At 56.3% G+C, this 25,134-nt stretch carries 21 protein-coding genes; 12 read left to right on the plus strand and 9 right to left on the minus strand.

All coding sequences use genetic code 11. The features are described 5' to 3' along the window. Nucleotides 1-70 precede the first annotated feature (70 nt). Nucleotides 71-553 carry a DUF4126 domain-containing protein gene (locus OHL19_RS12640; RefSeq protein ID WP_263358059.1) on the plus strand — a complete coding sequence of 161 codons (483 nt, stop codon included), beginning with the start codon at nt 71-73 and terminating at the stop codon, nt 551-553. Nucleotides 554-583: 30 nt separating this feature from the next. Here OHL19_RS12640 and OHL19_RS12645 read toward each other — a convergent pair whose 3' ends face one another. The 5 genes from OHL19_RS12645 to OHL19_RS12665 all read right to left on the minus strand — a co-directional run bounded on the left by OHL19_RS12645 (nt 584) and on the right by OHL19_RS12665 (nt 6,458). Then, nucleotides 584-967, minus strand: a complete 384-nt coding sequence (locus OHL19_RS12645) for an FtsB family cell division protein (protein ID WP_263358060.1) — start codon at nt 965-967, stop codon at nt 584-586. 116 nt (nt 968-1,083) lie between these two features. Continuing rightward, the gene (locus tag OHL19_RS12650) at nt 1,084-2,490 is read right to left on the minus strand and encodes a phosphoglucomutase/phosphomannomutase family protein (RefSeq protein WP_263358061.1); all 1,407 of its coding nucleotides are present in this window, start codon (nt 2,488-2,490) and stop codon (nt 1,084-1,086) included. A gap of 105 nt (nt 2,491-2,595) precedes the next feature. Continuing rightward, nucleotides 2,596-3,585, minus strand: a complete 990-nt coding sequence (locus OHL19_RS12655; protein ID WP_263358062.1) for an aldo/keto reductase — start codon at nt 3,583-3,585, stop codon at nt 2,596-2,598. A 52-nt stretch (nt 3,586-3,637) separates the two neighbouring features. Continuing rightward, nucleotides 3,638-4,795, minus strand: a complete 1,158-nt coding sequence (locus OHL19_RS12660; protein ID WP_263358063.1) for a glycosyltransferase — start codon at nt 4,793-4,795, stop codon at nt 3,638-3,640. 28 nt (nt 4,796-4,823) lie between these two features. Next, the gene (locus OHL19_RS12665; RefSeq protein ID WP_263358064.1) at nt 4,824-6,458 is read right to left on the minus strand and encodes a GMC oxidoreductase; all 1,635 of its coding nucleotides are present in this window, start codon (nt 6,456-6,458) and stop codon (nt 4,824-4,826) included. A gap of 207 nt (nt 6,459-6,665) precedes the next feature. Between OHL19_RS12665 and OHL19_RS12670 the strand changes: the two genes are divergently transcribed. From OHL19_RS12670 to lptF, 10 genes are all read left to right on the plus strand, one after another. Further along, complete coding sequence (locus OHL19_RS12670; protein ID WP_263358065.1) at nt 6,666-6,845, plus strand: hypothetical protein; 180 nt, start codon at nt 6,666-6,668, stop codon at nt 6,843-6,845. 88 nt (nt 6,846-6,933) lie between these two features. Next, nucleotides 6,934-7,536: a biotin transporter BioY gene (locus OHL19_RS12675; RefSeq protein ID WP_263358066.1), complete on the plus strand. Its 603-nt coding sequence runs from the start codon at nt 6,934-6,936 to the stop codon at nt 7,534-7,536. Nucleotides 7,537-7,701: 165 nt separating this feature from the next. Next, complete coding sequence (locus OHL19_RS12680) at nt 7,702-8,553, plus strand: menaquinone biosynthesis family protein (RefSeq protein WP_263358376.1); 852 nt, start codon at nt 7,702-7,704, stop codon at nt 8,551-8,553. A gap of 167 nt (nt 8,554-8,720) precedes the next feature. After that, the gene (locus OHL19_RS12685; protein ID WP_263358067.1) at nt 8,721-9,914 is read left to right on the plus strand and encodes a DUF1080 domain-containing protein; all 1,194 of its coding nucleotides are present in this window, start codon (nt 8,721-8,723) and stop codon (nt 9,912-9,914) included. Between the two features lie 112 nt (nt 9,915-10,026). After that, complete coding sequence (locus OHL19_RS12690; RefSeq protein ID WP_263358068.1) at nt 10,027-11,163, plus strand: sensor histidine kinase; 1,137 nt, start codon at nt 10,027-10,029, stop codon at nt 11,161-11,163. Beyond that, entirely contained in the window at nt 11,144-11,950 is an 807-nt protein-coding gene (locus tag OHL19_RS12695; RefSeq protein ID WP_263358069.1) for a LytR/AlgR family response regulator transcription factor, read from the plus strand. Before OHL19_RS12690 ends, OHL19_RS12695 begins: the two co-directional genes overlap by 20 nt. A gap of 122 nt (nt 11,951-12,072) precedes the next feature. Next, nucleotides 12,073-13,098: a GGDEF domain-containing protein gene (locus OHL19_RS12700; RefSeq protein ID WP_263358070.1), complete on the plus strand. Its 1,026-nt coding sequence runs from the start codon at nt 12,073-12,075 to the stop codon at nt 13,096-13,098. An 89-nt stretch (nt 13,099-13,187) separates the two neighbouring features. Further along, nucleotides 13,188-13,406 carry a heavy-metal-associated domain-containing protein gene (locus tag OHL19_RS12705; RefSeq protein WP_263358071.1) on the plus strand — a complete coding sequence of 73 codons (219 nt, stop codon included), beginning with the start codon at nt 13,188-13,190 and terminating at the stop codon, nt 13,404-13,406. 5 nt (nt 13,407-13,411) lie between these two features. Continuing rightward, nucleotides 13,412-15,796 (plus strand): heavy metal translocating P-type ATPase, encoded by a 2,385-nt coding sequence (locus tag OHL19_RS12710; protein ID WP_263358072.1) that lies wholly within the window; start codon nt 13,412-13,414, stop codon nt 15,794-15,796. Between the two features lie 64 nt (nt 15,797-15,860). Beyond that, complete coding sequence (lptF, locus tag OHL19_RS12715; protein WP_263358073.1) at nt 15,861-18,260, plus strand: LPS export ABC transporter permease LptF; 2,400 nt, start codon at nt 15,861-15,863, stop codon at nt 18,258-18,260. A 21-nt stretch (nt 18,261-18,281) separates the two neighbouring features. Here the strand turns inward: lptF and OHL19_RS12720 are convergent, their stop codons facing one another. Beyond that, on the minus strand, nt 18,282-19,019 hold the full coding sequence (locus OHL19_RS12720) for a TIGR03435 family protein (protein ID WP_263358074.1): 738 nt from the start codon (nt 19,017-19,019) through the stop codon (nt 18,282-18,284). A 222-nt stretch (nt 19,020-19,241) separates the two neighbouring features. Then, the gene (locus OHL19_RS12725) at nt 19,242-20,828 is read right to left on the minus strand and encodes a TolB family protein (RefSeq protein WP_263358075.1); all 1,587 of its coding nucleotides are present in this window, start codon (nt 20,826-20,828) and stop codon (nt 19,242-19,244) included. A gap of 139 nt (nt 20,829-20,967) precedes the next feature. On the opposite strand from OHL19_RS12725, the gene OHL19_RS12730 reads away from it, so the two are divergent. Then, a complete protein-coding gene (locus OHL19_RS12730) occupies nt 20,968-22,749 on the plus strand; it encodes an ABC transporter ATP-binding protein (RefSeq protein ID WP_263358076.1) in 1,782 nt (593 codons plus the stop codon). 9 nt (nt 22,750-22,758) lie between these two features. On the opposite strand, the gene fliS is transcribed toward OHL19_RS12730, so the two are convergent. Continuing rightward, nucleotides 22,759-23,208, minus strand: a complete 450-nt coding sequence (fliS, locus tag OHL19_RS12735; protein ID WP_263358077.1) for a flagellar export chaperone FliS — start codon at nt 23,206-23,208, stop codon at nt 22,759-22,761. A gap of 41 nt (nt 23,209-23,249) precedes the next feature. After that, nucleotides 23,250-24,956, minus strand: coding sequence for a flagellar filament capping protein FliD (fliD, locus tag OHL19_RS12740; protein WP_263358078.1), 1,707 nt, complete (start codon nt 24,954-24,956; stop codon nt 23,250-23,252). Nucleotides 24,957-25,134: the final 178 nt, after the last annotated feature.

The following is a 25,134-nucleotide window of genomic DNA, read 5'->3' on the forward strand; positions in this document are numbered from 1 at the left end:
AGCAACCAGCGGAAAGCAGCCAGCGGAAGTTGCGTTGCTCGGCTGCCCCCAACCCCAGTGGAGGCTAGCGATGACAGATTCATGGATGTACTCAGGATTGTTTGCAATCGGAGTGCTGACCGGGTTGCGGACCCTGACACCGATTGCCGTTTTCTGCTGGATGACATTGCTGGGACGAGTGCCTGCCAATGTCGGCTGGGGCGGGTTCGCGGGAAACAAGATCGTGGTCGGCCTGTTTACAGCGCTTGCTTTTGGCGAGTTGATAGGCGACAAGCTGCCTAAAACTCCCAGCCGAACTTCGGCTCCGGGTTTGACTGCGCGTATCATTTTTGGCGGGCTTATCGCCGCAATTCTTGCATCGTCGGTGGGCTTTCCGGAGGCTATTGGAACGCTGCTGGGAGCAGTTGGCGCAGTGGTAGGAACGTTTGGCGGACGGCTTGTACGCACGCGGACGGTGGCCGCGCTGAAATGTCCCGACCTGCCGATCGCTCTCATTGAAGATGCAATCACGATCGGCGGATCGATTTTAGTTTGTTCGGCGTTTGCTCATTGAAGTGATTCGGGGAAGTGATTCGGGCTTGCTTTATTTCGTCGCCGGCGACTTACCGGAGGTTTCCGGCAACGCATAAATTACTTCATTGGGACGAGCATAGTGCAGGCGCTCTCGCGCTTCAAACTCGATGGCTCCGGGATCCGATTTCAACCGGTCTACATGATCGCGCAGATGAGCATTCTCCTGCGTGAGTTGATCGAGCTCCTGCGTAAGAGCCTTGTTTTCCGTGCGCTTCTCCTGCCAACTGGTGAGACCGTTGCGGCCATTGACCACGTGCCATGCCAGGACCAGCGTGACGCAGATTGCCGTAACAGTGCCGAGGCGGCGACGGTTGTTCAGCGTCTCAGACCACCAAGGCTGTGACCACCAAGACTGCGTGGTTTTGGGGCTCACGGGTTGTTGAGGTTCCGGCATGGTGGTCGCGATTTCTGTCGATCGTTTGAAGCGGCTGATGTTGGTTTGCCCATCCTTCGCAAAGCGGACGAAGGATGGGTACCGATACTTGTTCGCCCTCAGTAAACCTGCTCAGGCTAGGAGAGGACGAAGTCTTTGGCGGCGGCGCTTAATGCATCCATTTCGCCTTCGTTGCGGGACTCAGTGTAGGCGCGGACAACGGGCTCCGTGCCTGATAACCGGTAGCAAACCCAGGAGCCGTCATCGAGAACGAGCTTCAAACCGTCTGTGCGAACGACCGCTGTTACTTTGCGGCTGCCCAGTTCGGTGGGATCTACCTTCAACTTCTCAGTGAACTTTGCTTTGGCATCCGGGGTCAAGTGAAAGTTCTCTCGAACGGGATAGAAGGAACCTACTTTGCTAAATAATTCCTTGAGTTGCTGGCCGAGTGTCTTGCCGCGTTTGGCAACCATTTCCGCGACCAACAGCCCGGCGAGAACGCCATCCTTCTCCGGCACGTGACCGCGAATGGTGAGGCCTGCGGACTCTTCTCCGCCAATGGCGATCTTGTCTTCGAGGATGAGCTCGCCGATGTATTTGAAGCCTACGGGAGTTTCGAAGAGCGGCACCTGGTGATAATCGGCGAGCGCATTGATGAGGTTGGTGGTGGCAACGGATTTGGCTACACCGTTCTTCCATCCGCGGGTTTCGACGAGATAGTCGAAGAGCAGGGCGATGATGTAGTTGGGCTGGATGAAGGTGCCGTCGGAATCGACGATGCCGAAGCGATCCGCGTCGCCATCGGTTGCGATCACGAGATTGGCGCCAATCTCTTTCATCTTCGCCTTTGCATCGCCCAGCAGGTGATCATCGGGCTCAGGAGCATGGTTGCCGAAGAGAACGTCGCGATGGTCATGGACAGTCTCAACGGTTACGCCTACGCTGCGCAGAATGTGGCAGCTATAACCACGAGCCGCTCCCCAGAAGGGATCGAAGACTACCTTGAGCTTGGCGTCGGCAATCGCTTTCAGATCGACCAGCTCCGCGAGCCGCTTGAGGTAGTCATCTTTGACTTCAACGGTTTCAAACTTGGGATTATCCTCTTTCAGGCGCGGAATGTTTTCGCCTTCGCCAAGAGCGACAATGGCTGCCTCAATCTGTTTGGTCACATCGGGCAGAGCAGGCGCGCCATCATGCGTGGAGAACTTGATGCCGTTGTACAGCGGCGGATTGTGGCTGGCGGTAAAGTTGATCGCGCCGGAGGTCTTGAGCTGGCGAACGGCATAGGCAATCGCCGGCGTGGGTGCCGCATCTGGAATGACGATAGGCGTGATGCCGGCAGCGGAGAGCACGCGGGCCGCTTCATCTACGAAGGTTTCGCCGAGGAAGCGAGGATCGCGGCCAACGAGCACGCGGTGCGGCTCCGGCTGGGTCTTGACGTAAGCGGCGATGCCAGCGACGGCGCGACGTACATTCGCTACGGTGAATTCATCGGCCATGATGGCGCGCCAGCCAGAGGTACCGAACTTGATGGGTGTAGTCATTGATCTCTCCCAAAATACGAGTGCCGATTGCAAATGCATCATAAGCGGTTATGGCGGGGTAATCCAGCCTCGATTGATCACTTCTCCGCGCAGTTAGATCGTGAGCTAGATCGTGGGCTGGGATGCGCTGAGGGCCTGGCGAATCTGCGCTATTTCCTGGGATGTGAAGCGGGAGTTGCTGATAGCGCGAACGTTGAGGCGGATATGTTCGAGCTTCATCATTGCGGGAATGACAATGTGGATGCCGGTGTCGCGCAGAATCGTGTTGAGGACCACGTCGGCCAGCAGTGAGTCTTCGCCGCTGGTGAGCTTGGCGCGCAACGTAGAATCGAGAGCCTGATTCTGCGAGAGCGATTGCAGTACAGCGCGGGTCTGCTGCACGCGGGCTACTCCTCCGAAGGGATGGTTGGCCACGAGCGCCTGTTTGCCTGCGGAGCGCGCGGCGAAGCTGGTGGCTGCGGAGATTTCGAACACGTTGCACGGAAACTGCATGGCGTGAAGCTGGGATAGATTGCGATCCAGCGCCAGCTCGACCACATCTGGATCGGCAGAGAGCCCGGCTACGCGAATCTTGCCTTCCTTAACAAGTCGAGCCATGGCATCGAGCAGATCTTCCTGTTCGAGGACGCTTGCCGGGGCGGCATGCAGAAAGAGCATGTCGATGGTTTCGACTTTCAGTTTTGACAGGCTCTCCTCGATGCTTTGACGCAGAACAGGCAGCGTGAACTGATGATGCGCAAACTGGCTGGCGGCGGTCTTCTGCAGAACTCCGTGAGCAGAAGGGGCCAGCTTGAGCACGGCGCGAGCGGCAGTTTTGGCGAAGCGTTTCCAGGCGGGCTGAGAGGATGCGAGGATGCCGAATTTGGTGGCGATCACGGCTTCATGACGACGCCCGCGAAGGAATTCGCCGAGGAGAGCTTCCGATTCTCCATAGCCGTAAGAGCGAGCGGTGTCGAAGAAGCGAATGCCCTCATCCCATGCTGCCCCTAGAGCACGCAGAGATTCCTTGCGACCGCTGCGACCGAGGAGCGCGGAACAGCCAAAGCCAATCTGCGGAGCTTTGAGGCCGGTGGTTCCAAGTTCGATTTGATTCATCTCTTCCATCTCCTCATCGGCTTACTTTTGCGAACGGCTTACTTTTTGCAGGTTAGCGGGGAGCAAGACCTAGCGCTTTGTACACTTCCTGCACGGAGTTGCGCAGAGCGTAGCGGGTTTGATAACAGTCAAGCCCACGGGCGCGCATTGCATCGCGTTCGTCATGAGTCATGGCGAGAAAACGCTCGATCAGGCGGGTGGTGCCTTCGAGGGTGTCGGGCTCCATGATTCCGGCTCCGTCCGATGCAATGTCAGGTGCGATGTTGACCTTGTCGGAGATGAGCGGGATGACTCCGCAGGCCAGCGCGTCGGCGACGGCGATGCCGAAATTCTCCTGGTGCGACGGGAGAATGAAGGCTTCGGCGCCGTAGAACGCTCCCCACTTGAGATCGCCGCGAATGGTGCCCGTCCAATGGACGCGATTGGTGACGTTGAGGCGGGCGGCAAGCGCATCCAACTCGGGACGAAGACCAACCTCGTCGGGACCAGCGAGGACAAGTTGCATCTCAGGCGGAGCCGTGCGGGCGAAGGCTTCGATGAGTAGATCACAGCCTTTTTTGGGATGGATGCGGCTCAGGTAAAGCAGGTAGGGCTTGCCGCGCAGTGCAGGAAAAGCTGCGATGAACGCCTCGCGCTGTTTGGCTGGGTCAGCTTCCGGTGGCGCCGGCGGGCCGATGGTTCCATAGGGAATGACGACGCCTTTGAAGTGGCGAAATGGGAATCCTTCGCCGGCTATGCGCTTTTCTTCTTCGCTGGTGAAGCAGACAGCCTCGGCGCGATTGAGGTTCTGGTGCTCGAAGAGCGTCCAATAAAAGAGCTTCTTGAGGTGCTTGAGCGGATAGCGGGTGCGGAAATAGGGGTCCAACATGCCGTGCGAAAAGACGACATAGGGGCGCTTGCCAGCTACGGCGCGGCGGGCAGCGAGGGCGTGATATTGCCAGATGCCGTTGACGATGACGCCGTCAAATCGCTGCACGTTTTCGCGCAGCCACTTTTCCAGACGCGGCTCGTAATGGTAGTTCGGCTTGGTGGGGCCAAAAGCGTGTACTTCACCGCCGGGAATACGGCTGAAATCGGCGGCTGGATCGTCCAGGGTTGCGACCTCAACCTGATTGCCTGCGCGCTGATGCGCAGCGGCAAACATGCGGACCGAATCTGTGGGTCCGCCGAAGTCAGGATTGAGTGTGCGGATGACGTGCAGCAATCGCATATCAACATACCTTAATCAAATTCTTGGTTTAAAGGGTTGCTTTGGATGTCGGACTATCAGCAGAATGACCAGCCAGCCGGTGGGCAAGGCGCATGGCAAAGGCACCTGCGAGCAGTGTCGAGTTAGCCTGACCAGCCGTTGGAAAGACCGCCGAAGAGGCGATATACAGGTTCGTCAATCCATGAATCTTCAGGTCCGGATCGACTACGCTCTTTTTCGGATCGGTTCCCATTCGAATTGTTCCGACCTGATGAAAGCCGTCTGCGGCCTGATCCCAGATGCGTTCGCGAAGCTTTGCGCCTGAGTACCAGAACTCCAGATGGCCGATTCCATTGGAGCGAAGAGCCTTGTCGAGCAGATTGTGCGATTCGATGACGCTGTCGATGTCCTGCTCGACGAAGCGGAGATCTATGGCCGCCCTGGCCATGCCAAAGGAATCGGTTTCTGCGGGATCGGAAGACAGCGTGATACGGCTCTCGGCGTTGGGAACCTGCTCCGCATGATAATGGAGAGCATATTTGCCGCCGCTGTTTGAGACGAGGAAGCCCGGCTTTTTGGGCTTGCGCAGGAAGCGGTCGCGCAGAATGCGATAGATGTCGAGTGCTCCCTTGGGCGCGCCAAAGATAGCGTTCCGCAGGTGCGCCGCGAGGCGATAGGGACGAGGGCCGGTGTGCGCGAGGCGAATGGCTTCTGAAAGCAGCTTGCGACCCACAGGAGGAAAAGCCAGCGCAATAAAAACCGAAGACAAAACACCGCTGCGGTGGCCGGGATCGTAGAAGGGAGGATTGTCCGGCCAGAAAGCCGTGTTGAGCACTTTATTCTCGACCTGCGCCTCGGTCGTAAGCATGAAGCGGCGGCGAATCCAGCTACCATTTACGTCGAGCTTGAAGTCCAGATCGGCAAAGTCCGCCGGGCGATCGAAGCGGATACTGGCGATCTTTCCGGAGATGTGACCCATGTAATAGCGTCCGAGCGGGCCATCGACACCGCCGAAGTATTGCGGAGCCTTCTTCTGCACATTGAGCAGAATACGGGTGGCCTCAACACCGCCAGTCGCGAGAATGATCTGGCGCGCCTTTACCCGAATTGGGTCGGATGGTGTTTGCACCGCCAGGCTCTCAATTGTCTGGCCGTCCTGCGAAAAATTGAAGCCGGTTACAGTGCTGTTGAGGCTGAGCTTGATGTGGGTAGAGTTGAGGAGCTTTTCACGATGGAGCAGAATCAGGCGCGATTCGATGGCCCAGCGCTCTACGAAATCGACGGTGAGGCCGTCGGTAAGCTGGCGCGAATAAGGGAAGTCGAATGTATCGCTGCCACAGAGCATGTGATCCGTCGCCGCTTTGTACCAGGGGCGGATCTCGTCATGCGTTACAGGCCAGTGAGCATCGGCAACGAATGCGCGATCCAGAAAATCAACATCGTCATACGGAACGCAGCGGCCTCCCCATGTCCAGGATGTTCCGCCAAGGGCGCGACAGACTGCCAGCTCCATGGGAGCATGGCGACGGGTGTCGGCGATGGATGCGCGTGAGGCCTCGGCGGCAGGATTGTCGACTGCCGGGCCATTCAATGCAAGACCGCCGGACTCGAGAACGAGAACGTCGCGGCCTAGCCGTTCAAACTCCAAGGCAAGGGCCATGCCGACCGGACCGGTGCCGACCACACAGAGATCCCAGGTTTTACTGCTTACTTCTAGCTGGTCAATGATCATGAAGGTGAGGGGGAATGAAGGATGATCTGAAGCCTATATCCAGCATGATTATACGTGAGAGCAATTTACCTTTGTGATCACTGCGGCGGCAATCTCCCAGTGGATGGAATGATGCGCTCTTCTTCCTAGGCTCTGGTATTCTTGGGGCTGGCTGTGCTGATGCGTTGGTTACTGATTGGGCTTTTCATTTCGATGGTCGCGCTGGTAGTTGTGGCCGGCGCTGTGGCGCGGTACGTTCGGCGGCAGAGACGTGCGCATTCCGAGGATGTTGTGGCCGGCATTTCCGATGCGGAGCTTGGGTTGACACGGCCGGAAAAACCAGAAGAACCGGCAGACTAGTACGGAACTACGATCCACAGCGACAAAGATATTAAAATTTGAAGTACCCTCGCCCAAGCGTCGAGGGACGATCAAAAACGGGAGAGTTATGAATCGCAGCTTTGAAACCGTTGCACCGATTGCCATTCCTGCTGAGTCAGCCACCGTTACGGCAATGAGCATGCTTCGCGGCGCGGGCATTGTGCTGGTCGCGAGCGCACTCGTCGGAGTAGCTTCGCATATATCTGTCCCACTGTTCTTTACACCTGTGCCGGTTACGCTGCAACCCTTTGCCGTGGTATTGCTTGGCCTGCTTCTGAGTCCGCGGCTGGCCCTGGGCTCGCTGATCGCCTATCTGATAGAAGGCGCTGCAGGTTTGCCCGTGTTCACCCCATTTGGGCTGGGCGGTATGGCGCAATTGCTGGGGCCGACGGGCGGCTACCTGCTCAGCTATCCGCTGGTGGCGTTGGTAGTTTCGTACCTGTGGCGCAAAGGGCCACGCACTTTTTCACGCGGAGTTTTTGTTGCAGGAGCCGGAGATCTGCTTATCCTGACATTAGGAACGATCTGGCTGGGAGCGGTAACGCATGCCACACCGATGGCCGCGATCAATCACGCAGTGCTTCCCTTCCTGCCGGGCGATGCGCTCAAGGTTTTGGCTGCCGCGGGAATCGCAAGTGCAGCTTCACGGATTCGGATGTTTCAGAAATAAACGCGATACCAGGAAATAAGTCATTTCACATGACAGCGGCATCGAATTTTGTAAGATCGATTACTCAAAGAGTGGCCCACGCAGGCCACACAGCATGAAAGGACGTCCCCTCAAGTGAGTAGCACCCCTTCAGAAGCAGTAAAGGCCAATGAATTAAAAAGTTCTCTGGCGCAGTCAGGCGACACACGCACGATCAGCATCGCGCACAGCCCAGATTCCGACGATGCATTCATGTTCTATGGCCTGGCGACAAACAAGATTCGCGTACCCGGATTCCGGTTTACACACACACTTTGCGACATCGAAACGCTGAACCGCCGCGCAATCGATGAAGCATTCTTTGATGTGACCGCTGTTTCCTTCCACGCGTATCCGTACATCCAGGATCAGTACACGTTGATGAGCTGCGGTGGCAGCGTCGGCGAAGGATACGGACCGATGGTTGTTTCGAGCCGTCCCTTGACGCCTGAAGACCTGACCAAGGTCAAGGTCGCCATTCCGGGAACACTTACCACCGCATATCTTGCGCTGAAGATTTTCAATCCGGATATCGAGACCGAAGTTGTGCCATTCGATCAGATCATTCCGGAGATTCAAGCTGGTCGATTCGAGGCTGGCCTCATCATTCACGAAGGGCAGCTCACCTATGCCACCAGTGGTCTGCGCAAAGTGATCGATCTCGGAGTCTGGTGGCGTGAGCAGACCGGCCTGGTACTGCCTCTGGGCGGCAATGCCGTTCGCCGCAGCCTGGGCGCGGAGACGCTGCACACGGTAACGCAGGCTTTGCGCGACAGCATTCAGCATGGCCTCGACAACCGTGAGCAGGGCCTGGAATACGCGATGCAGTTTGCCCGCGATCTCGATGCCAACCTCGCCAACCGCTTCGTGAGCATGTACGTCAATGAGCGCACGCTGAGCTATGGCGCCGACGGACAGGAAGCTATTCGCAAGCTGCTGGATCTTGGCCATGAAAAGGGCATCATTCCCATGGCGCCCAAGGTCGATTTCGTCGACTAGGTTTAGTTGATTTTGATTGAAGATGCAGGGTAGCCAATGCGGCTACCCTGCTTTTTTTGTGCGGCGTGATCGTATTCGCAGCACTGTTAATCCGGCGCATAACTCGCCCTGTCCGTCTCGCGACATATCTCTGGCTACATCTCGGATCGCGGGCTACGATCCGTGCCATGAAAACTCCTGCTGCCCTTGCGGGCAAATCTCCATGCGTAAGAACGATGCGAAGAAGGATGCGGTTTGTCGCGCTCGTCGGCGGATTAGGGCTGTCATTGCTGGCTCAATCCAAGGCTATCTATGCTGCTGAACCAATGAAGATTCCCATGACAGCCGACCGTTGGGAGGCGAAAGACAATGTGGAGTTTTCGCAGCCGGATGGCTTTCCGCTTGGCGCCATTACGGTCAAGAAGGGCGTGGCGGTTCTGAAAGATGTGGACTTTCACAACGGAACAATCGCGTTCGATGTGCAGCCGCTTGGCTCGATGGGTGCGGGAATTGGATTTCGCAGACGCGATGACGAGACCTATGAGGATTTCTATCTACGCCCTCGTCCCAAGTGCGCAGAGGCAGTGGATTGCATGCAGTATGCGCCGCATACGCATGGGGTTCTGCTGTGGGATATGTTCCCGCAATATCAATCGCCTGCTCCGTTGAAGGACAGTGGATGGAACCACATCAAGATGGTGATCTCTGGCCAGCGCATGAATATCTATGTGAATGGCGAAAGTTCGCCCAGTCTCACGGTTGGCCGCCTCGAAGGCGATGCAGAGAGTGGTGGAATCCTGTTGCAGGGGCCTGGCATTTTCGCGAATCTCGAAGTTGCGCCGGATGCGGTTGAAGGGCTGGCGTCCACGCCAGTCAAGGATGCAGCCGACGGTGATGCCAGATATCTTCGCAACTGGTGGCTTGCTCCGTCACAGCCCTCGCCGGAGGGATCGGTACCTGCGTTGGCGGAGATGCCTGGGAGTTCGCAGCCGTGGAAGCCGATTGCAGCCGAACGTGGCGGAGTGATTGATATTTCTCGCGTCTACGGGCTGGCCGGAGGGCGCGGGGATGGCGAGATGACCTGGCTGAAGACAACCGTAACTTCGAGCAAGAGCCAGACTAAAAAAGTTTCCATTGGATGGACGCGTGAAATCTGGGTCTTTGTGAACGGCAAGCAGGTCTTTGCGGATAAAAACCTCTATCAACCACCGGCGGCGAGAAAGAATCCCGATGGGCGGTTGTCGCTGGAAAATGGTTCATTCGATCTTCCTTTGAATGCAGGCAAGAACGAAATCAGTGTTGCGCTGGCCAACAACTTTTACGGGTGGGGTATGGTCATGCGTCTGGAGGATGCGAAGGGCATCCAGTTAGAGAAGCAATGAACCTCATGCAATTTGGAAAATTTCTCAATCCAGTTGCCGGCCTCATGGGTGACAATGCCATGAGGCCAGCAATCATGCGAGGAACGTTCTGAACGCTATTGCTAATTCGCATGTGTCGTCCATCGGCAAACGCCTGCAGTTTTTTGCGCTGGCGGTTTTACTATGGAGCGCGATCGGCTGCGTCTTTGCGCTGCCTAACTTCATGGCTGGTGGGGATTGGCGGAGGCCGCTGCTGGGATCTCTGGCGCAGTGGTGGTCATGGGGACTGCTTGCTCCGTTGATTGTTGCAATGGATCAGAGGCTTCCCTTTTCCACACGGCAGCTTTCACGACGGGTTATCGCGCACCTGTTGCTCAGTCCATTTTTTACCGCTCTGTATGTGTACGTGTTTGCCGCGGTTCTAGCGGTGGTCGACATGCGAAGCTGGAGTTCTCTGCTCGACACCAGCCTGCTGATGAATGCCTTTCGCGGAATGTTTTTGTGGAGCGTGCTTGTCTATTGCCTGATCGTGGGCGTGTGGCAGGCGCAGCAGTATTATCATCGCTATCTCTCGGGCGAGCTACAAATGGAGCGGCTGGAGCGGAGCTTTTCGCAGGCGCGTCTGAATGCTCTGCGTATGCAACTCGATCCTCATTTTCTATTCAATACGCTCAATACAATCTCATCGCAGGTGGAGCGAGACCCGCGGCTGGCGCGGCAGATGATTCAGCATCTGGGCGATCTGCTGCGCATATCTCTTGAGACTAAAGACCGCCAGGAAGTCATGCTGGCTGAAGAGATGGCTTTTCTCGATCATTACATCGCTATCCAGAAGATTCGCTTTGGAGATCGGCTGGTCATCGAGACGGCGATTGATGCGGAGATTCGATACGCGCTGGTTCCCTGCCTCTTCGTTCAACCGCTGGTAGAAAATGCGATTCGGCATGGAATCTCCTCGCGCGCGACGGGTGGAACGATCATGGTTTTGGCGAAGCGGGAGGGCGATCATCTGGTAGTTCGAGTTATAGACGATGGCGTCGGGCTACCCGAAAAATGGACGCTTGAAAGCGCTACAGGGTTGGGGCTTTCGGTAACGCGGCAACGTGTTCTTGGGCTATATCCAGATGGAGAAAGCAGCTTTCTGCTGCATAGGCGCTCGACCGGAGGAGTGGAAGCAGTTGTACGTGTGCCTTTGCGATTCAGCGAGGCTGGCGCAAACGAGAACATCGATTCAAGCTTTGAGGAGAACGATGCTTCCCTCACTCGTTGACAAGATCTGCGTGCTCGTCGTGGATGATGAAGTACCGGCTCGGCAGAGGCTTATCGATCTGCTGCGCCAGGACCCGATGGCACACAGAATTCTCGAAGCGAAGGACGGACTTATGGCCGTCGAGATGATTGAGAACGAGAAACCGGACCTGGTTTTTCTCGATGTGCAAATGCCTGAAATGGATGGGCTGGGCGTAATGGATGCCGTTGGCCCGGAGGCCATGCCGCTCACAATCTTTGTGACAGCTTACGATCAGCACGCGGTACGGGCCTTTGAAAATAATGCGCTCGATTATCTACTGAAACCTTTCAGTGACGAGCGCTATGAATCCACGATGCTGCGCGTCCGCGCACGGCTTGGGGAACGCAGCATGCATGCGTTTGGTCAGCAGTTGGCGCGCTTACTGACGCAGACGCCCGCAAGCCAGAAACGTTCGGACAGATTGGATCGTCTCGTCGTCAAATCCGGTGGAGTAACACGCTTCCTTCGCGTTGTAGACATCGATTGGATCGAGGCAGCGGGCGTATATGTGAATCTGCATGTCTGCGGCAAGGAACTGCTCTATCGCTCATCCCTTGCAGAGCTGGCGGAGCGGCTCGATCCGGTGCGGTTTGTGCGCGTGCATCGCTCGACGGTGGTGAACATGGAGAGCATTCTGCAATTGGAGCCGGTTTCGCATGGCGAGTTTGACGTGGTGCTGCGCAATGGCGGCTTAGCCGCGCAGCGAACACGCATCAGCCGCACGTATCGAGCGCAACTGGAGCAGAGGCTTGGGCAGTCGCTGTAGACGGAACGGTTCAATCCTGCTGACAGCCTATACGCCAGCTTGCTCAACAGCCCGCTCGCCAAGGCTAAGGGATTTTTAATTTCTTCCGATAACTCTCTTATGAGAGTTTTCAGAGGATGATTATGCCTTCTAATTTTGCGCCCCTGGTGCTGCTGGCTTCGCCTGACGCTTCGCTGACTTTTTCTGTGCGAGCCATTCTGGAATCGTTTGGATCGCAGGTAATTGCGGTTGGCGATGGAGATACTTTGCTGGCTGCGATCGGCACACATCGTCCGCAGAACTTTCCCAGCATCCTGCTGCTGGATGCGCAGTTGCCTGGAATCGCAGATGGGATGCTGCTGGCGGCGGTACATGACTCGGGAATTCATCGGCAGTCTGCGTTGGCGGTGATTGTCGGGCAGGTTGTTGCAAATGGCCGTGCGCCGGAGGAATTGATCGCGCGTTTGCAGGAAGGGGTGATCGATGACATCGTTCCGCGAAATGCCGATGCTGCGGGATGGAGCATCCATCTCAGTACGATGAAGCGCGGCCACCAGCTTTACTGCGAGTTGGAGGAGATGCGAGAGGCCGCCTCGATCGAGGTTCAGCATGATCGGCTCACCGGGCTGTTCAACCGGGAGACGATGCTGTCCATCCTGTTTCGCGAAACGGACCGGGTGCAGCGTTTGCACGGAGCGCTCAGCCTGATGTTGTTCGATCTGGACGACTTTGGCCATTGGAACGGCGAATTCGGCGTCGATGTTTGCGACCAGTTATTGCAGCAGGTTGCGGCGCGCACCGGTCGTACACTGCGCAGCTATGACCTGCTGGGGCGCCTGGGCAAGGATGAATTTCTGCTTGCGCTGCCTGGCTGCAGCACCGTGAACGCGGTGATGCTGGCAGATCGCATGCGCATGGAGGTTTTTGACGAGCTGTTTACTGTCGGCAATGGCGAAAACGCTGTGCAGGTACAACTTACGGCCTGCTTTGGCATTACGGCGAGTGGAGGCCGGTCGCCGGTTGTGGTGTTGCGCGAAGCTGAGCGGGCTCTGGCGCAGGCCAAGGAGTCAGGCCCGGATACGATTCGCTGTGCGTCCGAAGCGCGTCTGACAACAGGCGCCGGCGATGCTCCACTTTTGCTGTCGGGAGGACATACGGTTTCGTGGTAGCCGGCCTGCTCGCCTGGCGCTTGTTGACTCTTTCTCGCTGAATCCTTCTATCTTGTCGCTGTATCTTTTAAGAAGAGGGTTTAGTTGCAATGGCTGAGATTACGCTGCAAATTGACGGTATGCACTGCGGCTCGTGTATTCGCCGGGTTACGCAAACGATCAATGCGACCGGAAACAATACGGTGAGCGAGGTACGGCTGGGAGCGGCACGATTCACGGCATCCGATACTGAATCGGCGGAAGCTACGGCTGCGCCGGTTATCGCGGCTCTGGCTAAAGCTGGCTTTGCAGCTCGCGTGGAAGCGTAGGAGCTATGTCCCGCGCCGATCGGATAACGGGCCAGGCTGCTGGTGCGCGCGAGTCTGCGGGGCAAATTCCGGGGCAGGACTTAAAGCAATCTGCTGAAGAACAATCTCCTGGAACAGGTGCGGCTACGATTGCGCTGCCGGTATTGGGGATGAGTTGTGCAGCGTGTCAGCGCCATGTTGAGCAGGCGCTAAATGATTCTCCCGGGGTGGTGAGCGCACGGGTGGACCTGATGCGCCATCGTGCCCGCGTTGAGTTCGATCCGCGCATCACGCAGCCGACTGCCCTGGTGCAGGCGATTCGAGATTCAGGATACGACTCGGCTTTGCCGCGTATGGCAGACTCGGTTCCCGCTCCGATGAAGATGGATTCCATGGCGTTGAGTCCCGGACTGAAGGCTGCCGTGACGATTCTTGCGGGCGCCCTGGCCATGCTGTTTTCCATGCCGCTCGGTGTTGCTTCGGATTCCCAGATGGGCGGCTTCGATCATGGGCTGATGCAGCTTCTGCCGTGGATGTATGCTTTGCCGGTGTCTGCTTTACGCTGGACGATTTTGATTGTGACGGCAGTGCTGGCGATCTGGGCTGGGCGCGGAATTTATCTGAGCGCGTGGAAGGCTTTACTGCACGGCGAAACGAATATGAACACGCTGGTTTCGCTCGGTACAGGCGTGGCTTTTTTCTACTCCGCATACGTCACGGTGTGGCCGAATGCGAATGGCAATGTGTACTTTGATTCGGTGCTGCTGATTCTTGGTTTTCTGCTGCTTGGGAAGTGGCTTGAGGGCCGGGCACGACATCGCGCTCTGGATGCGGTGGATGCTCTTGCGAGGCTGCAACCAGCTACGGCCCGGGTGCGTCGCTCGGCAGACAGCTCCGGCAATCCTGTCGAAGAGATTTTGCCGCTGGAACAGGTAAAGGTTGGCGATCTGGTGGTCGTTCTGCCTGGTGAGCGCTTTCCGGTCGATGCGGTGATCGAGTCGGGACGAACCAGCGTTGATGAATCCATGCTGACGGGAGAAGCGCTGCCACTGGCGCGTGGGGTGGGTGAGCGCGTACTTGCCGGTTCGGTAAACTACGATGGGGCAGTTGCGTGTGTCGCGGAGCAGGTTGGAGTAGAGACAGTGCTGGCCCAGATTGGCCGACTGGTGGAGCAGGCGCAAGGTTCACGCGCCCCCATGGAGCGGCTGGCTGATCGGGCAAGCGCTGTTTTTGTACCGATAGTGCTTGGCCTGGCGGTATTGACTCTGCTGGGCTGGCTCATCTTTGCGCACAGTCTTCCGTTGGCAATTGCAAATACTGTCGCGGTGCTGGTGATTGCCTGCCCATGCGCAATGGGGCTTGCTGTTCCGGCGGCACTTACTGTCGCAATCGGACGAGGGGCGCAGTTTGGCGTGCTGATCAAAGGCGGCGAGGCTCTGGAACGAGTATCGACGCTACAAACCATTTTGATGGATAAGACGGGCACTCTGACCATCGGCAGACCGGTTTTGGCCGGGATACATTCGTTGAGCACCCTGGCGGACAAAGACCTCTTACGCATCGCCGCTGCTGCTGAAGATCACTCTGCTCATCCACTTGCCCATGCCATCGTGGATCAGGCACGAGCGCTGGGATTGAGCTGGCAACCTGCTACCGAAGCACAGATCATCAGCGGACGTGGGCTTACCGCCCAGATCGAGGGTCAGCGTTGCCTGCTCGGCAACCTTGCCTACATGCAGGAAGAGTTCATTCCCATGCCTGCCACTCTGCCTGTAGAGGCCGCTGGAGTAACCCGCCTGTGGATGGCGCTCGATGGCGAGCTGGTTGGATACTTTGACGCCAAAGATGCGTTGCGGCTGTCCGCTAAATCCGCCGTTGCATGGCTGCGCGGACGCGGCTTGCAAGTCGAGATGCTTACGGGAGATTCGGCGAGTGCTGCTGCTCCAATCGCTGCGGCGGTTGGGATTTCGCAGGTTGCCGCGGGCCTGATGCCGGCGGACAAGCTGGCGCGTATTCGAGAATTACAGCAAAGCGGCCTGCGCGTAGCGATGGTTGGCGATGGCATCAACGATGCCGCCGCAATGGCCCAGGCGGACGCAGGCATTGCCATGGGAGCTGGCGCTGCATTGGCGCAGGAAGCTGGCGATGTCCTGCTGTTGAACAGCGACCCTATTGGAATCTGCACCGCGCTTGGGCTTTCACGCGCGACAATCGCTGTAATGCGTCAAAATCTGGGCTGGGCAGCAGGCTATAACGTCATCGGAATTCCGCTGGCGGCTGGTCTGCTCTACCCGGCATTTCATATTTTGCTTACACCGTGGATGGCGGCGGCGGCGATGGCCTTCAGTTCGGTAAGCGTTCTGCTCAATAGCCTGAGGTTGCGAGGATGGAAGCAGGAAATAATAAATTAGTAAGTATTTGTCCCCACCCATCCTCCGGCTCTGGCGCGATAGACTCAAAGCAGGCCAACGCACTGTGCGTATTCTGACTCGCTACATCCTCGGAGAAATCTCCTCGCACTCGCTCATCGGGTTTGCGTTGTTCACGTTCATCCTGTTCATGAAGGATATCGGCCATATCCTGGATACGGTCGTGCGGAACAGCTCCAGCTTCACGATGGTCATGCAGATCTTCCTCTTTACGCTGCCCAACACTTTCCTTGTGACCATTCCGATGGCGGTGCTGGTGGGCGTGCTGCTTGGTCTGAGCAGGCTGGCTGCGGACTCGGAAATCACGGCCATGCGGGCGTCGGGCTTTGGCATCTGGTACTTCGTGCGGGTGGCGGCCATCGTCGCGGTGATCGGCACGGGTCTTGGCCTGGTGAATTCGCTGTATCTTTCGCCGCTTGCCAATCAGGCCATTCTGGAAATGCAGAAGCAGTTGGAGACATCGCAGGCTTCCTTCGAAATTCAGCCGCGTGTCTTCTATGAGGATTTTAAAAACACAGTCGTCTATGTGCAGGACGTGCGCTCGGGAACGGGCGCGTCCAACTGGCGGCAGATCTTTATCGCCGACGTAACCGATCCGACTACTCCGGGGATCACCACGGCTGAGTCGGCAACAGTGATTGGCGACAATTCGCAGGGACTGCTGATACGGCTGCGGAATGCCACGGAACATACGACAGCAGCCAACCAGCCGGGCCAATATAACCTTTCGACATTTGCCACAACGGATAGGCCACAGGGCTTTAGTCCGCAGAGCGATGTACATATCGGGCGAATGGATACTCCCATCTACGCCATGAGCAATAAGGAATTGCTGCAGCATGTGCATGGGCCGGACGGGAAGCATTACCTGATCGAGTTTCATCGACGCCTGGCTTATCCGGCAGCATGTTTAGTGCTGATGCTGGTGGGCGTTCCGCTGGGCACAGCTTCGCGGCGCGGAGGCAAGAGCACGGGCTTCGTATTTACGCTGCTGTTGGTGCTGGTCTATTACCTGCTCTCGACCTTTGGAGTGGCATGGGGACGCCAGGGCAAGCTGCCTGCGGTCGTAGCTGTGTGGCTGGCCAATGCTCTATTCGCTATCGTCGGCCTGTTTCTGCTCAGCCAGATGGCATCCGGCGGTAGAGCCCTGAGCGCGATAACAGGCACGATTGCAGGCTGGTTTGCACGCGTACGCAAGCCGGTCAGCGAAGCAGTTGCGGTGGAAGACGCCGACGCTAAAGCCGCGAACGCAAGCTGGCAGGCGGCGTTGAAAGTACGCTGGCGCAGGCGATTTCGCCCACATCTGCCTCATCCATTTCCGCGATTCAAACGGCGTGGCTTTCCGCTCATTCTGGATGAGTATGTGCTTCGCGAGTTTTTCAAAATGTTTGTCATGGTGCTTGCGGGCTTCGTGCTGATGTTGCTGGTCTTTACCTTCTTCGATCTTGTTGGAGACATCCTGCGCAATCGCACGCCGCTCTCAACTGTCGGCCAATATCTCGTCAACCTGACGCCGAGCATGATCTATCAGATCACTCCGCTGAGCGTGCTGGTTGCAGTGCTGGTGACCTTTGGCGTGTTGAACAAGACAAGCGAATTGACGGCGATGAAGGCAACCGGAATCAGCCTCTATCGGCTGGTGATTCCTGTGCTGGTGATTGCTGCAATCCTGGCTGGAGGCCTCTTCGCGTTCGATCAGTTCTATCTCCCGCAGGCCAATCAGAAGCAGGAGGCGCTGCGCAATATCATCAAGGGCAAGCCTGCACAGACCACCCTGCGACCGGATCAGAAATGGATCTTCGGACAGCAGCGAACCGGCCAGCCGAGCAGGATTTTCTATTATCAGTTTTTCGATTCAGATCAGGATGCTTTTGCTAACCTGAGTATCTTTGAATTCGACCCGAAGACCTTTGCGCTCTCAAAGCGAATCTTTGCAACACGTGCCATGTGGAACGACGATACCCACGTATGGCAATTTGAAAATGGCTGGGAGCGAAGCTTCCAGGGCGCGAACCAGACCGGCTTCCGCGAGTTCCAGAAAGCGAACTTCGCAGAGATACGCGAGGAGCCTGGCTACTTTAAAAAAGAGAGCCTGCAATCGCAGGAGATGAACTTCGGACAACTGCAGCGATACATCGGCGATCTGCAACAGAGCGGCTTTGACACCATGACGCTGCGTGTCCAGCTCTATCACAAGCTGGCCTATCCGCTGGTGACGATTGTGATGACCGTACTGGCGATTCCCTTCGCGATATCCATGGGCAAGCGCGGATCGCTTACCGGCATCGCATGGGCAATCGGAATTGCGCTGAGCTATTGGGTGGTCGCAGGCCTGCTCGACGCCATGGGCAGCCACAACTATCTACCCGCCGCACTCGCAGCATGGTCACCCGATATCCTGTTCGGCCTGACCGGCGGCTACCTGCTCTTACGCACACCTACCTAGAGCCGAAGCGCAGTCTAGTATCTAATTCGCCGACGGCTGCTGGACACTATCGATCACCACTGCCTCAACCGGACCTTTTGCTTCCTTGAGATTGAGGCCGATGCCTTTGAGTGAGGTGATGATGGTGGAGGCGACATCGCTCGAACTTGTATCCTTATCCCCAGTCTGAAACTCGAAGTCGAATGATCCGGTCAATCCAGTCTGATTAACCACTGGATGCTCTAACCATGCAGTTAATCGTTCCGCCAGTTGCGGCATAGATATATTCGTACCGCGAAGTCCACTACTATCGGGATCCCCGTCAACGATATTGCCAGCCCAGGGATATTCATTCTTGTCCCTGGGCGCCTGAAGCTTGAGATGTTTGTCATTCGCAGTCAGGACAAAGATCTTGCCTTCTTTATTTTCTCGATGAAACTTCAATTGAAACCGATCGATGAGCAGCGCCTGCAACATCTGCCGCTGCTCATCATTGGGAGGAAGCTTGATCATAGCCGGATTCGATTTAAAGGAGGCAGACGAAACAGGAGGCTTAGCCTCTATTTCAAATCGCTCATCCCTGATCCAGTTCGGTCCACCTGAGATCTGAAACTCTTGAAGATGAAATGCTTCCATGACCAGATATTGCAGGGTGCATCCACGGGCCAGAATCCTGCCGCCGGGATACGTAAGGAGCGCGTTAATGATGTTATCTTTGGGGCCGGACGGCCTTATCGAGGCAACGTCAAACTCTGGCAGTTTGCCATTTGTCTTCGTCACGGAAGCATCTCTGCTGCTTTGCGCTACGCCCACAGAGCAAAGCGAACATAACCCTACAGTGACTATGGAAAACAGCAAACCATTGCATCCACGCGCGGCTCTACTCCGTTTACTCATTATGCGAATCATCCTCTCTTCAGATAGGATCGTGCAAAATTACGAAAGCGATTCCATAAGAATAAAACCGGTATCTCTTTGCGATGTCAAGCCCGGCAGATGCGGTTATTTCGTCGCGTCCGCGGGAAGCATCGCATAGCTCACAAACGCTATCTCTTTGCTGTCAGGAGACCAGGACGGCACATTGATTGTGCCCTGGCCGCCCCGTAGCTTCGCCAACAGATGCGACTCGCCGCCTGCCGCAGGCATTACCTGGAGCGTTACATCCTGACCGCCCGGATGACCGGATGTTCCCGGTGGATATGCGAGAAAAACGATGAGCTTACCATCCGGCGAGGGATGAGCAAACCAGTCTTCCGTGGCATCATGCGTGACCTGCTCCGCGTTTGAGCCGTCAACATGCATGCGCCAAATCTGCATATGGCCTGAACGAGTCGAATTGAAATAGATCCAGTTGCCATCGGCAGAGTAATCCGGCCCATCATTGAAACCTGCGCCCTTCGTCAACTGCTGCGATGTACCGCCCTCAACTGAAACCGAATAGATGTCGAACTCTCCACTGCGCTCCCCGGTAAACGCAAGCGTCTTCCCGTCCGGCGACCATCCATGAAAGTAAGACGGCGCATCCTCAGTAATCTTCTGCGGCTTTCCGCCGATTACCGGCATGGTGTAAACACGCGAACCACCGGGCTCAGTCTGATCCGAAAATGCGATACGCTGCCCGTCTGGCGAAAGCCCGTGATCATTATTTAATTTGCTTGCCGGAGACGAATCCAGTTCCACGGGCGGCTTGCCATTCCATGTCATACGCGGCCCATTCCCGGGCTCTCCGCCAGCAGGCCGCGCATCTACTCGTTGAAGATATCCATCCTGATTGATGAGGAACCCAGAATTGTCGCGAAGCCAGTTGGGAGCCTCAAAATGACTCGCCGCGGTGTAGGCGACGCGACGATCGGTGGAGGAGACGGGCACCGTTTCGAGTGTGCTGATGAGTTGCTCTGCATCCTTTGATTTAGCTGCCCCGACAGCAAGTTGCACATGCGAAAATACTGCCTTTTCCGTTGTGTCCTTATTGTGTGAACAGACGGCCAGCCCTACGTAAAACGCGTCGTGCATCGACAGCTTCATGGACGCACCGGAAAAGCGCCATGCTCCATCTTTCCCGCGGTAGAGCACGTAAAAGAAATCGCCTCGCTTGACGAGCCGGACGGATCGCGGACCGGAAAGATTGGTCTCCACTTCGCGGGTGACATCTCCATTTTCGTTGCGATATTGCAGCGACGTCAGACCATCCCCATGACGCGCAATATCGACATAGGGCGAGCCAGAGTCAAGACTCTGCCTGATCATCAACATTGCTTTACGGTGCGCGTCGCCACCCGTGCCAACAAAGCTGATCTCGGCGCTGAGCATGATGTCTGTACTGTCGGAGCCGTCGATCTTCTTCCAGACATAATGCAGGTCGTCGGCTTTGAACCACGTATTATCGCCGCTTCCGGTCACGGTGTAGGCTGCCTGCGACGAATCGAATGCAGCCGAGCCTGGGTGCAGGATGGTGCCGATATCAGAGTGATCGGAGAAGACGCCAAGCGTTCCGGTACCAGCGGGCTGCGCCGAAAGGATTGGAGCGATGGCAAAAACGAGGGCAAAAAGGAGTACGAAAGATATAAGGAGAGAAAGGCGATGGCGCAAGTTGGATTCCTCCACAGAAACCAGGCGGCTTAGGTATCATAGCGCCGCTGCGTCAAGATCAGAAGAAGATCGCGCCATCAGAGTGAAGCTTTGCCTGCGCCCCGCGGCCAACGCCCGGCCAGCCCGATACAATAAGAATATGTTTCGCGATTTGAAGCCGCTTTTTCGTTATATGGCCCGCTACAAGTGGGGCTACCTCTGGGGCACCCTGTCCCTGATGGCGACCAACGCCATCTGGGTGCTGTTTCCCAAGGTGATTGAAAAGGCAGTCAATGAGCTGAACCACGCGGACGCAGGCCCGGCAGCCATGCGGCAGAAGATCATCTTCTACGCCAGCCTGCTGATCGGAATCGCGCTGTTGAAGGGCGTCTTTCTTTATGCCTCGCGATGGATCCTGATTGGCATCTCGCGGGAGATCGAGTTCGATCTGCGCAACGATCTCTTTAAGCAACTTGAGCGGCAGGATTCGGGCTACTATCAGCGCTATCGTACCGGCGACATCATGGCCCGGCTCACGAATGATCTCAACGCCGTACGGCAACTGCTTGGACCCGCTATCATGTATAGCGCGAATACGGTGCTGTTCTCGGTAGGCGCGCTGTATTTCCTGCTCCGCATCAGTCCGTGGCTCACCCTGGTGGCCCTGGCGCCGATGCCGATAGCTTCGGTACTGGTGCAGTATTTCGGCGCGCGCATTCATGAGCGTTTCGAACGGATCCAGGCCAGCTTTTCTGAGATTACTTCGCATGCACAGGAGAATTTTTCCGGGGCTCGGCTGATACGTGCATTCGCACGCGAAAAATCGCAGATCGAATCCTTCGAAAAAGCAAACCAGGAATACATTCGCCGAGCTCTGCGGCTTGTGCAACTGATGGGCATGCTGTGGCCGACGCTGGAGTTCGTACTCGGTGTGGCGCTGGTCATCACGCTCTTTGCGGGTGGACGCCTCGTGCTGGAACACAAGATCGATGTAGGCAGTTTCATCGCATTCAATACCTACATGATCCTGCTTACCTTCCCCATTATTGCTGTGGGCTGGGTGGTGAATCTCTTCCAGCGTGGAACGGCCTCCATCAAGCGCATCGATGAGATTCTGCGCTCTGAGCCGACGATTGATGACAGCCGCGCGGATACATCCATTCCCGCGAACCTGCTGTTGCGTGGCGATATTGAATTTCGCAATTTGAGCTTTGGATACGGCGATAAAACGGTGCTGAGCAATATCAATCTCTCCGTTCCCGCAGGATCAACCCTGGCGATTGTAGGGCCGACGGGCGCGGGTAAGTCTACGTTGATTAGCCTGATTCCGCGCCTGCTGGATGTCGATGCAGAGACGCTATGGATTGACGGACGTCCGATTCGCGAGTATCCGCTGAAAGTGCTTCGCGCAAACATTGGCGTCGTGCCACAAGAGACGTTTCTCTTCAGTGAAACTATCCGCGAGAACCTTTGCTTTGGCGCACCGAATGCGACGAATGACGAAATCATGGAAGCCGCGGAAGCAGCTTATATTCGCAGCGAATTTGAAGACTTCCCTCTAGGCTTTGAAACGATCGTAGGCGAACGCGGCGTTACGCTTTCCGGCGGCCAGAAGCAGAGAACTTCGATCGCGCGCGCGCTGCTGCGACACCCCCGAATTCTGATTTTGGATGATGCACTGGCCAGCGTCGACACGTACACGGAAGAGCGAATCCTGCGTGGCCTACGCGACTATACAAGCAAGACCGAAGCGCAAGGTTGTACCACGATCCTCATCTCGCATCGGATTTCGACGGTGCGGGATGCGGATCAGATCGCAGTATTGGATCACGGTCGCATTATTGAATTAGGAACACACGAAGAATTATTATCACGCGGCGGCTACTACGCGGGGCTCTACGAAAAGCAACTGCTTGAAGAAGAGTTATCCGTTACAGGATAGATAGAAGCATTACGCAGTCCAGCTCGAAGCCTGCTCAGGGTCTGGTTTGGATTGACTAATTGGGGCAATGCGTTTTGCGGAAGTTGGCGCAGAAGGATAGCGGCCACCCTCAGAAGCAACCTGCCGCCACGCATCGCGAATGTTTTTGACGCAGCCAATAACATCATGAAACCGCTGTGTAGAGGCGCTCTGCGATGCCTGCAGAATCAGCGCAAACATGGATGCATAGAACTCACTCAATACCAGTGCAGGACGCCCTCCGATATCCATCCGCAAACGAGCCTGGAGATGGATGAGGATATCCAGCGCCCGCTTAACTGCAACGCGACGCCCGTTCACGTCGTCGCGTTCGACCGCCTCAATCGCGGCGTAGAGAAAACGAATGATGCCATCGTAAAGAGCTACGACGAGATCGACCGGCGAGGCTCCATCGAGCGCGCGTTCCTGATAACTGGCCATTGAGATGATTACTCCCTGGAGTCTTTCGACAGTCCTATTGCTTATCCCAGTGTGGGCGCGTTGTATCCGGTGATGGCGGAATAAAGCTCCGACACATTGTTGAGGTTCGATGGAATTGACTGGAGAATTTCGTTGGCGCTGGTAAGCTCCAAGGTGAGACTTACCTGTTCCGTCGAGATAACAAGATCTTCATTTGAGATATCCGTGTTAAGCGAGGACTCTATCGAGCTATCGGAACTTAACGCCAGCGCCAGCGTACCGTTGATATTCGATGTGCCAAGGTTATTAAGCGTGTTGGAGAACTCCGTGCCCCAGCTATCGCTGTTTTGGAAGAAGCTGACCACACCCGAATAATCCATGTTCAATTCATTGTTGAGCGTGTCGGAATCAAGGCTCAAAGTACCGTCGTTATTGACGGTAACGCCCAGGGCCGTAAGGCTGTTGACGTCGCTCTGGGGGTTGTAGTTCAGCGTAGTGGCTCCGTCAGCGATGGACGAAGTGACAGTTAGTTTTCCCGCAGCTCCGGATACATCGGATACTAACGACAGTCGCGAACCGGTGGAGTCGGTAAGAACGCTGGCTGTAACTCCAATATTGGTGGAGTTAATCGCCGAGACGAGTCCATTCAGATTCTGATCGGCAGTTGGGAGAGAGCTAAGATCGATCGTCGCTGGAGAGGATGAACCCGCGGTGATGGTAATGGATCCGGTCAAGGTGTCTGAAGTATTTGCCGACGGAATCTCATCGAGATAGCCAGAAGGCGAAGTCGTATTGATAGAGCCGAGAAGCTGCTCCTGCAAAAGTGTGAGCGTGGGCGTGCCAAAAAGCGGCTCCGGCGTACCGGAACTGGTATTGCCCTCCTGCGAATTGATCGCGCTGACGACAGCGTTGTAATCGGAAACAAGCTGCGTCATCGAGCTGACGACACCCGTGTTGTAATTGATAACCTGCATCTGAACTGGCTCGGGAGTGGCAGTCGCACCTGTACCGGTGATAGGGGATGGGGCAAGCAACTCGAAGGTAACTCCAGGAATAACATTGGCGACAGTGTTGGAAGCGCTGGTGATTGTAACTCCATCCACCGAGAGACTTGCATCGGCCCCGGCCGTTGCGGGGTTATAGCCCAAAGGATTGGTCCCTCCATCGCTGATCGAAGAAGTTACAGAGAGATCGCCAGCCGTACCGGAGGTTGCAGAGACCAGCGAGAGTCGCGAGCCTGTAGTATCTGTCAGGACGGAAGCCGTAACTCCAATGCCCGCCGCGTTAATAGCAGAGGCCACACCAGCCAGAGTGTTATCTCCCGAGTCGAGCGTGATGGTCTGCGCCGTACCCGAACCAACCCGAATGGAGATAGAGCCGCTCAATGCAGCGGATGCGTCGGCTGTCGGTATCTCATCGAGATAACCAGAAGAAATAGCTGCGAGAGAGTTGACCACAATGGTATGAGTGCCAGCTACCGCAGAAGTGGACGCCGAAGTAATAGCGAGCACACCGGGATCGGAGCTCGAGCCCTGCTTGCCGGAAAGTACGCCGTCAAAATCAGTGAATTGGCCGATGTCATTGGAAAGAGTGGAAAGCAGGCTGCCCAGGCTGGAGATAGCCGCATCCTGACCGCTTAAAACGCCTAGCTGAGACTTCCACGGCGACTCCACATTTTGAAGATTAGCGACGATCTGGCTGACCGTATTGCTGACATCAAAGCCGGTACCTGCAGTTGGCGATCCAAAACTGATTCCTACTGTTCCCATTGCATCCTCCGCGGTCTGATACGCAGACGAGCGACCAATTTCAACTCGATTACGTTAGAGAATCCTGACATTTATCCATCGGCACAAACCCCTTCGTAACAAGGCGGAGAAAGTGCTCATCGCATTTTCTCCGCCTAATTACCGACGTGATTATCGTGTCGTTGCCGTGTAGGGATCG

Origin of the sequence: Acidicapsa ligni, from assembly GCF_025685655.1 — a bacterium.
GTDB classification, from domain to species: domain Bacteria; phylum Acidobacteriota; class Terriglobia; order Terriglobales; family Acidobacteriaceae; genus Acidicapsa; species Acidicapsa ligni.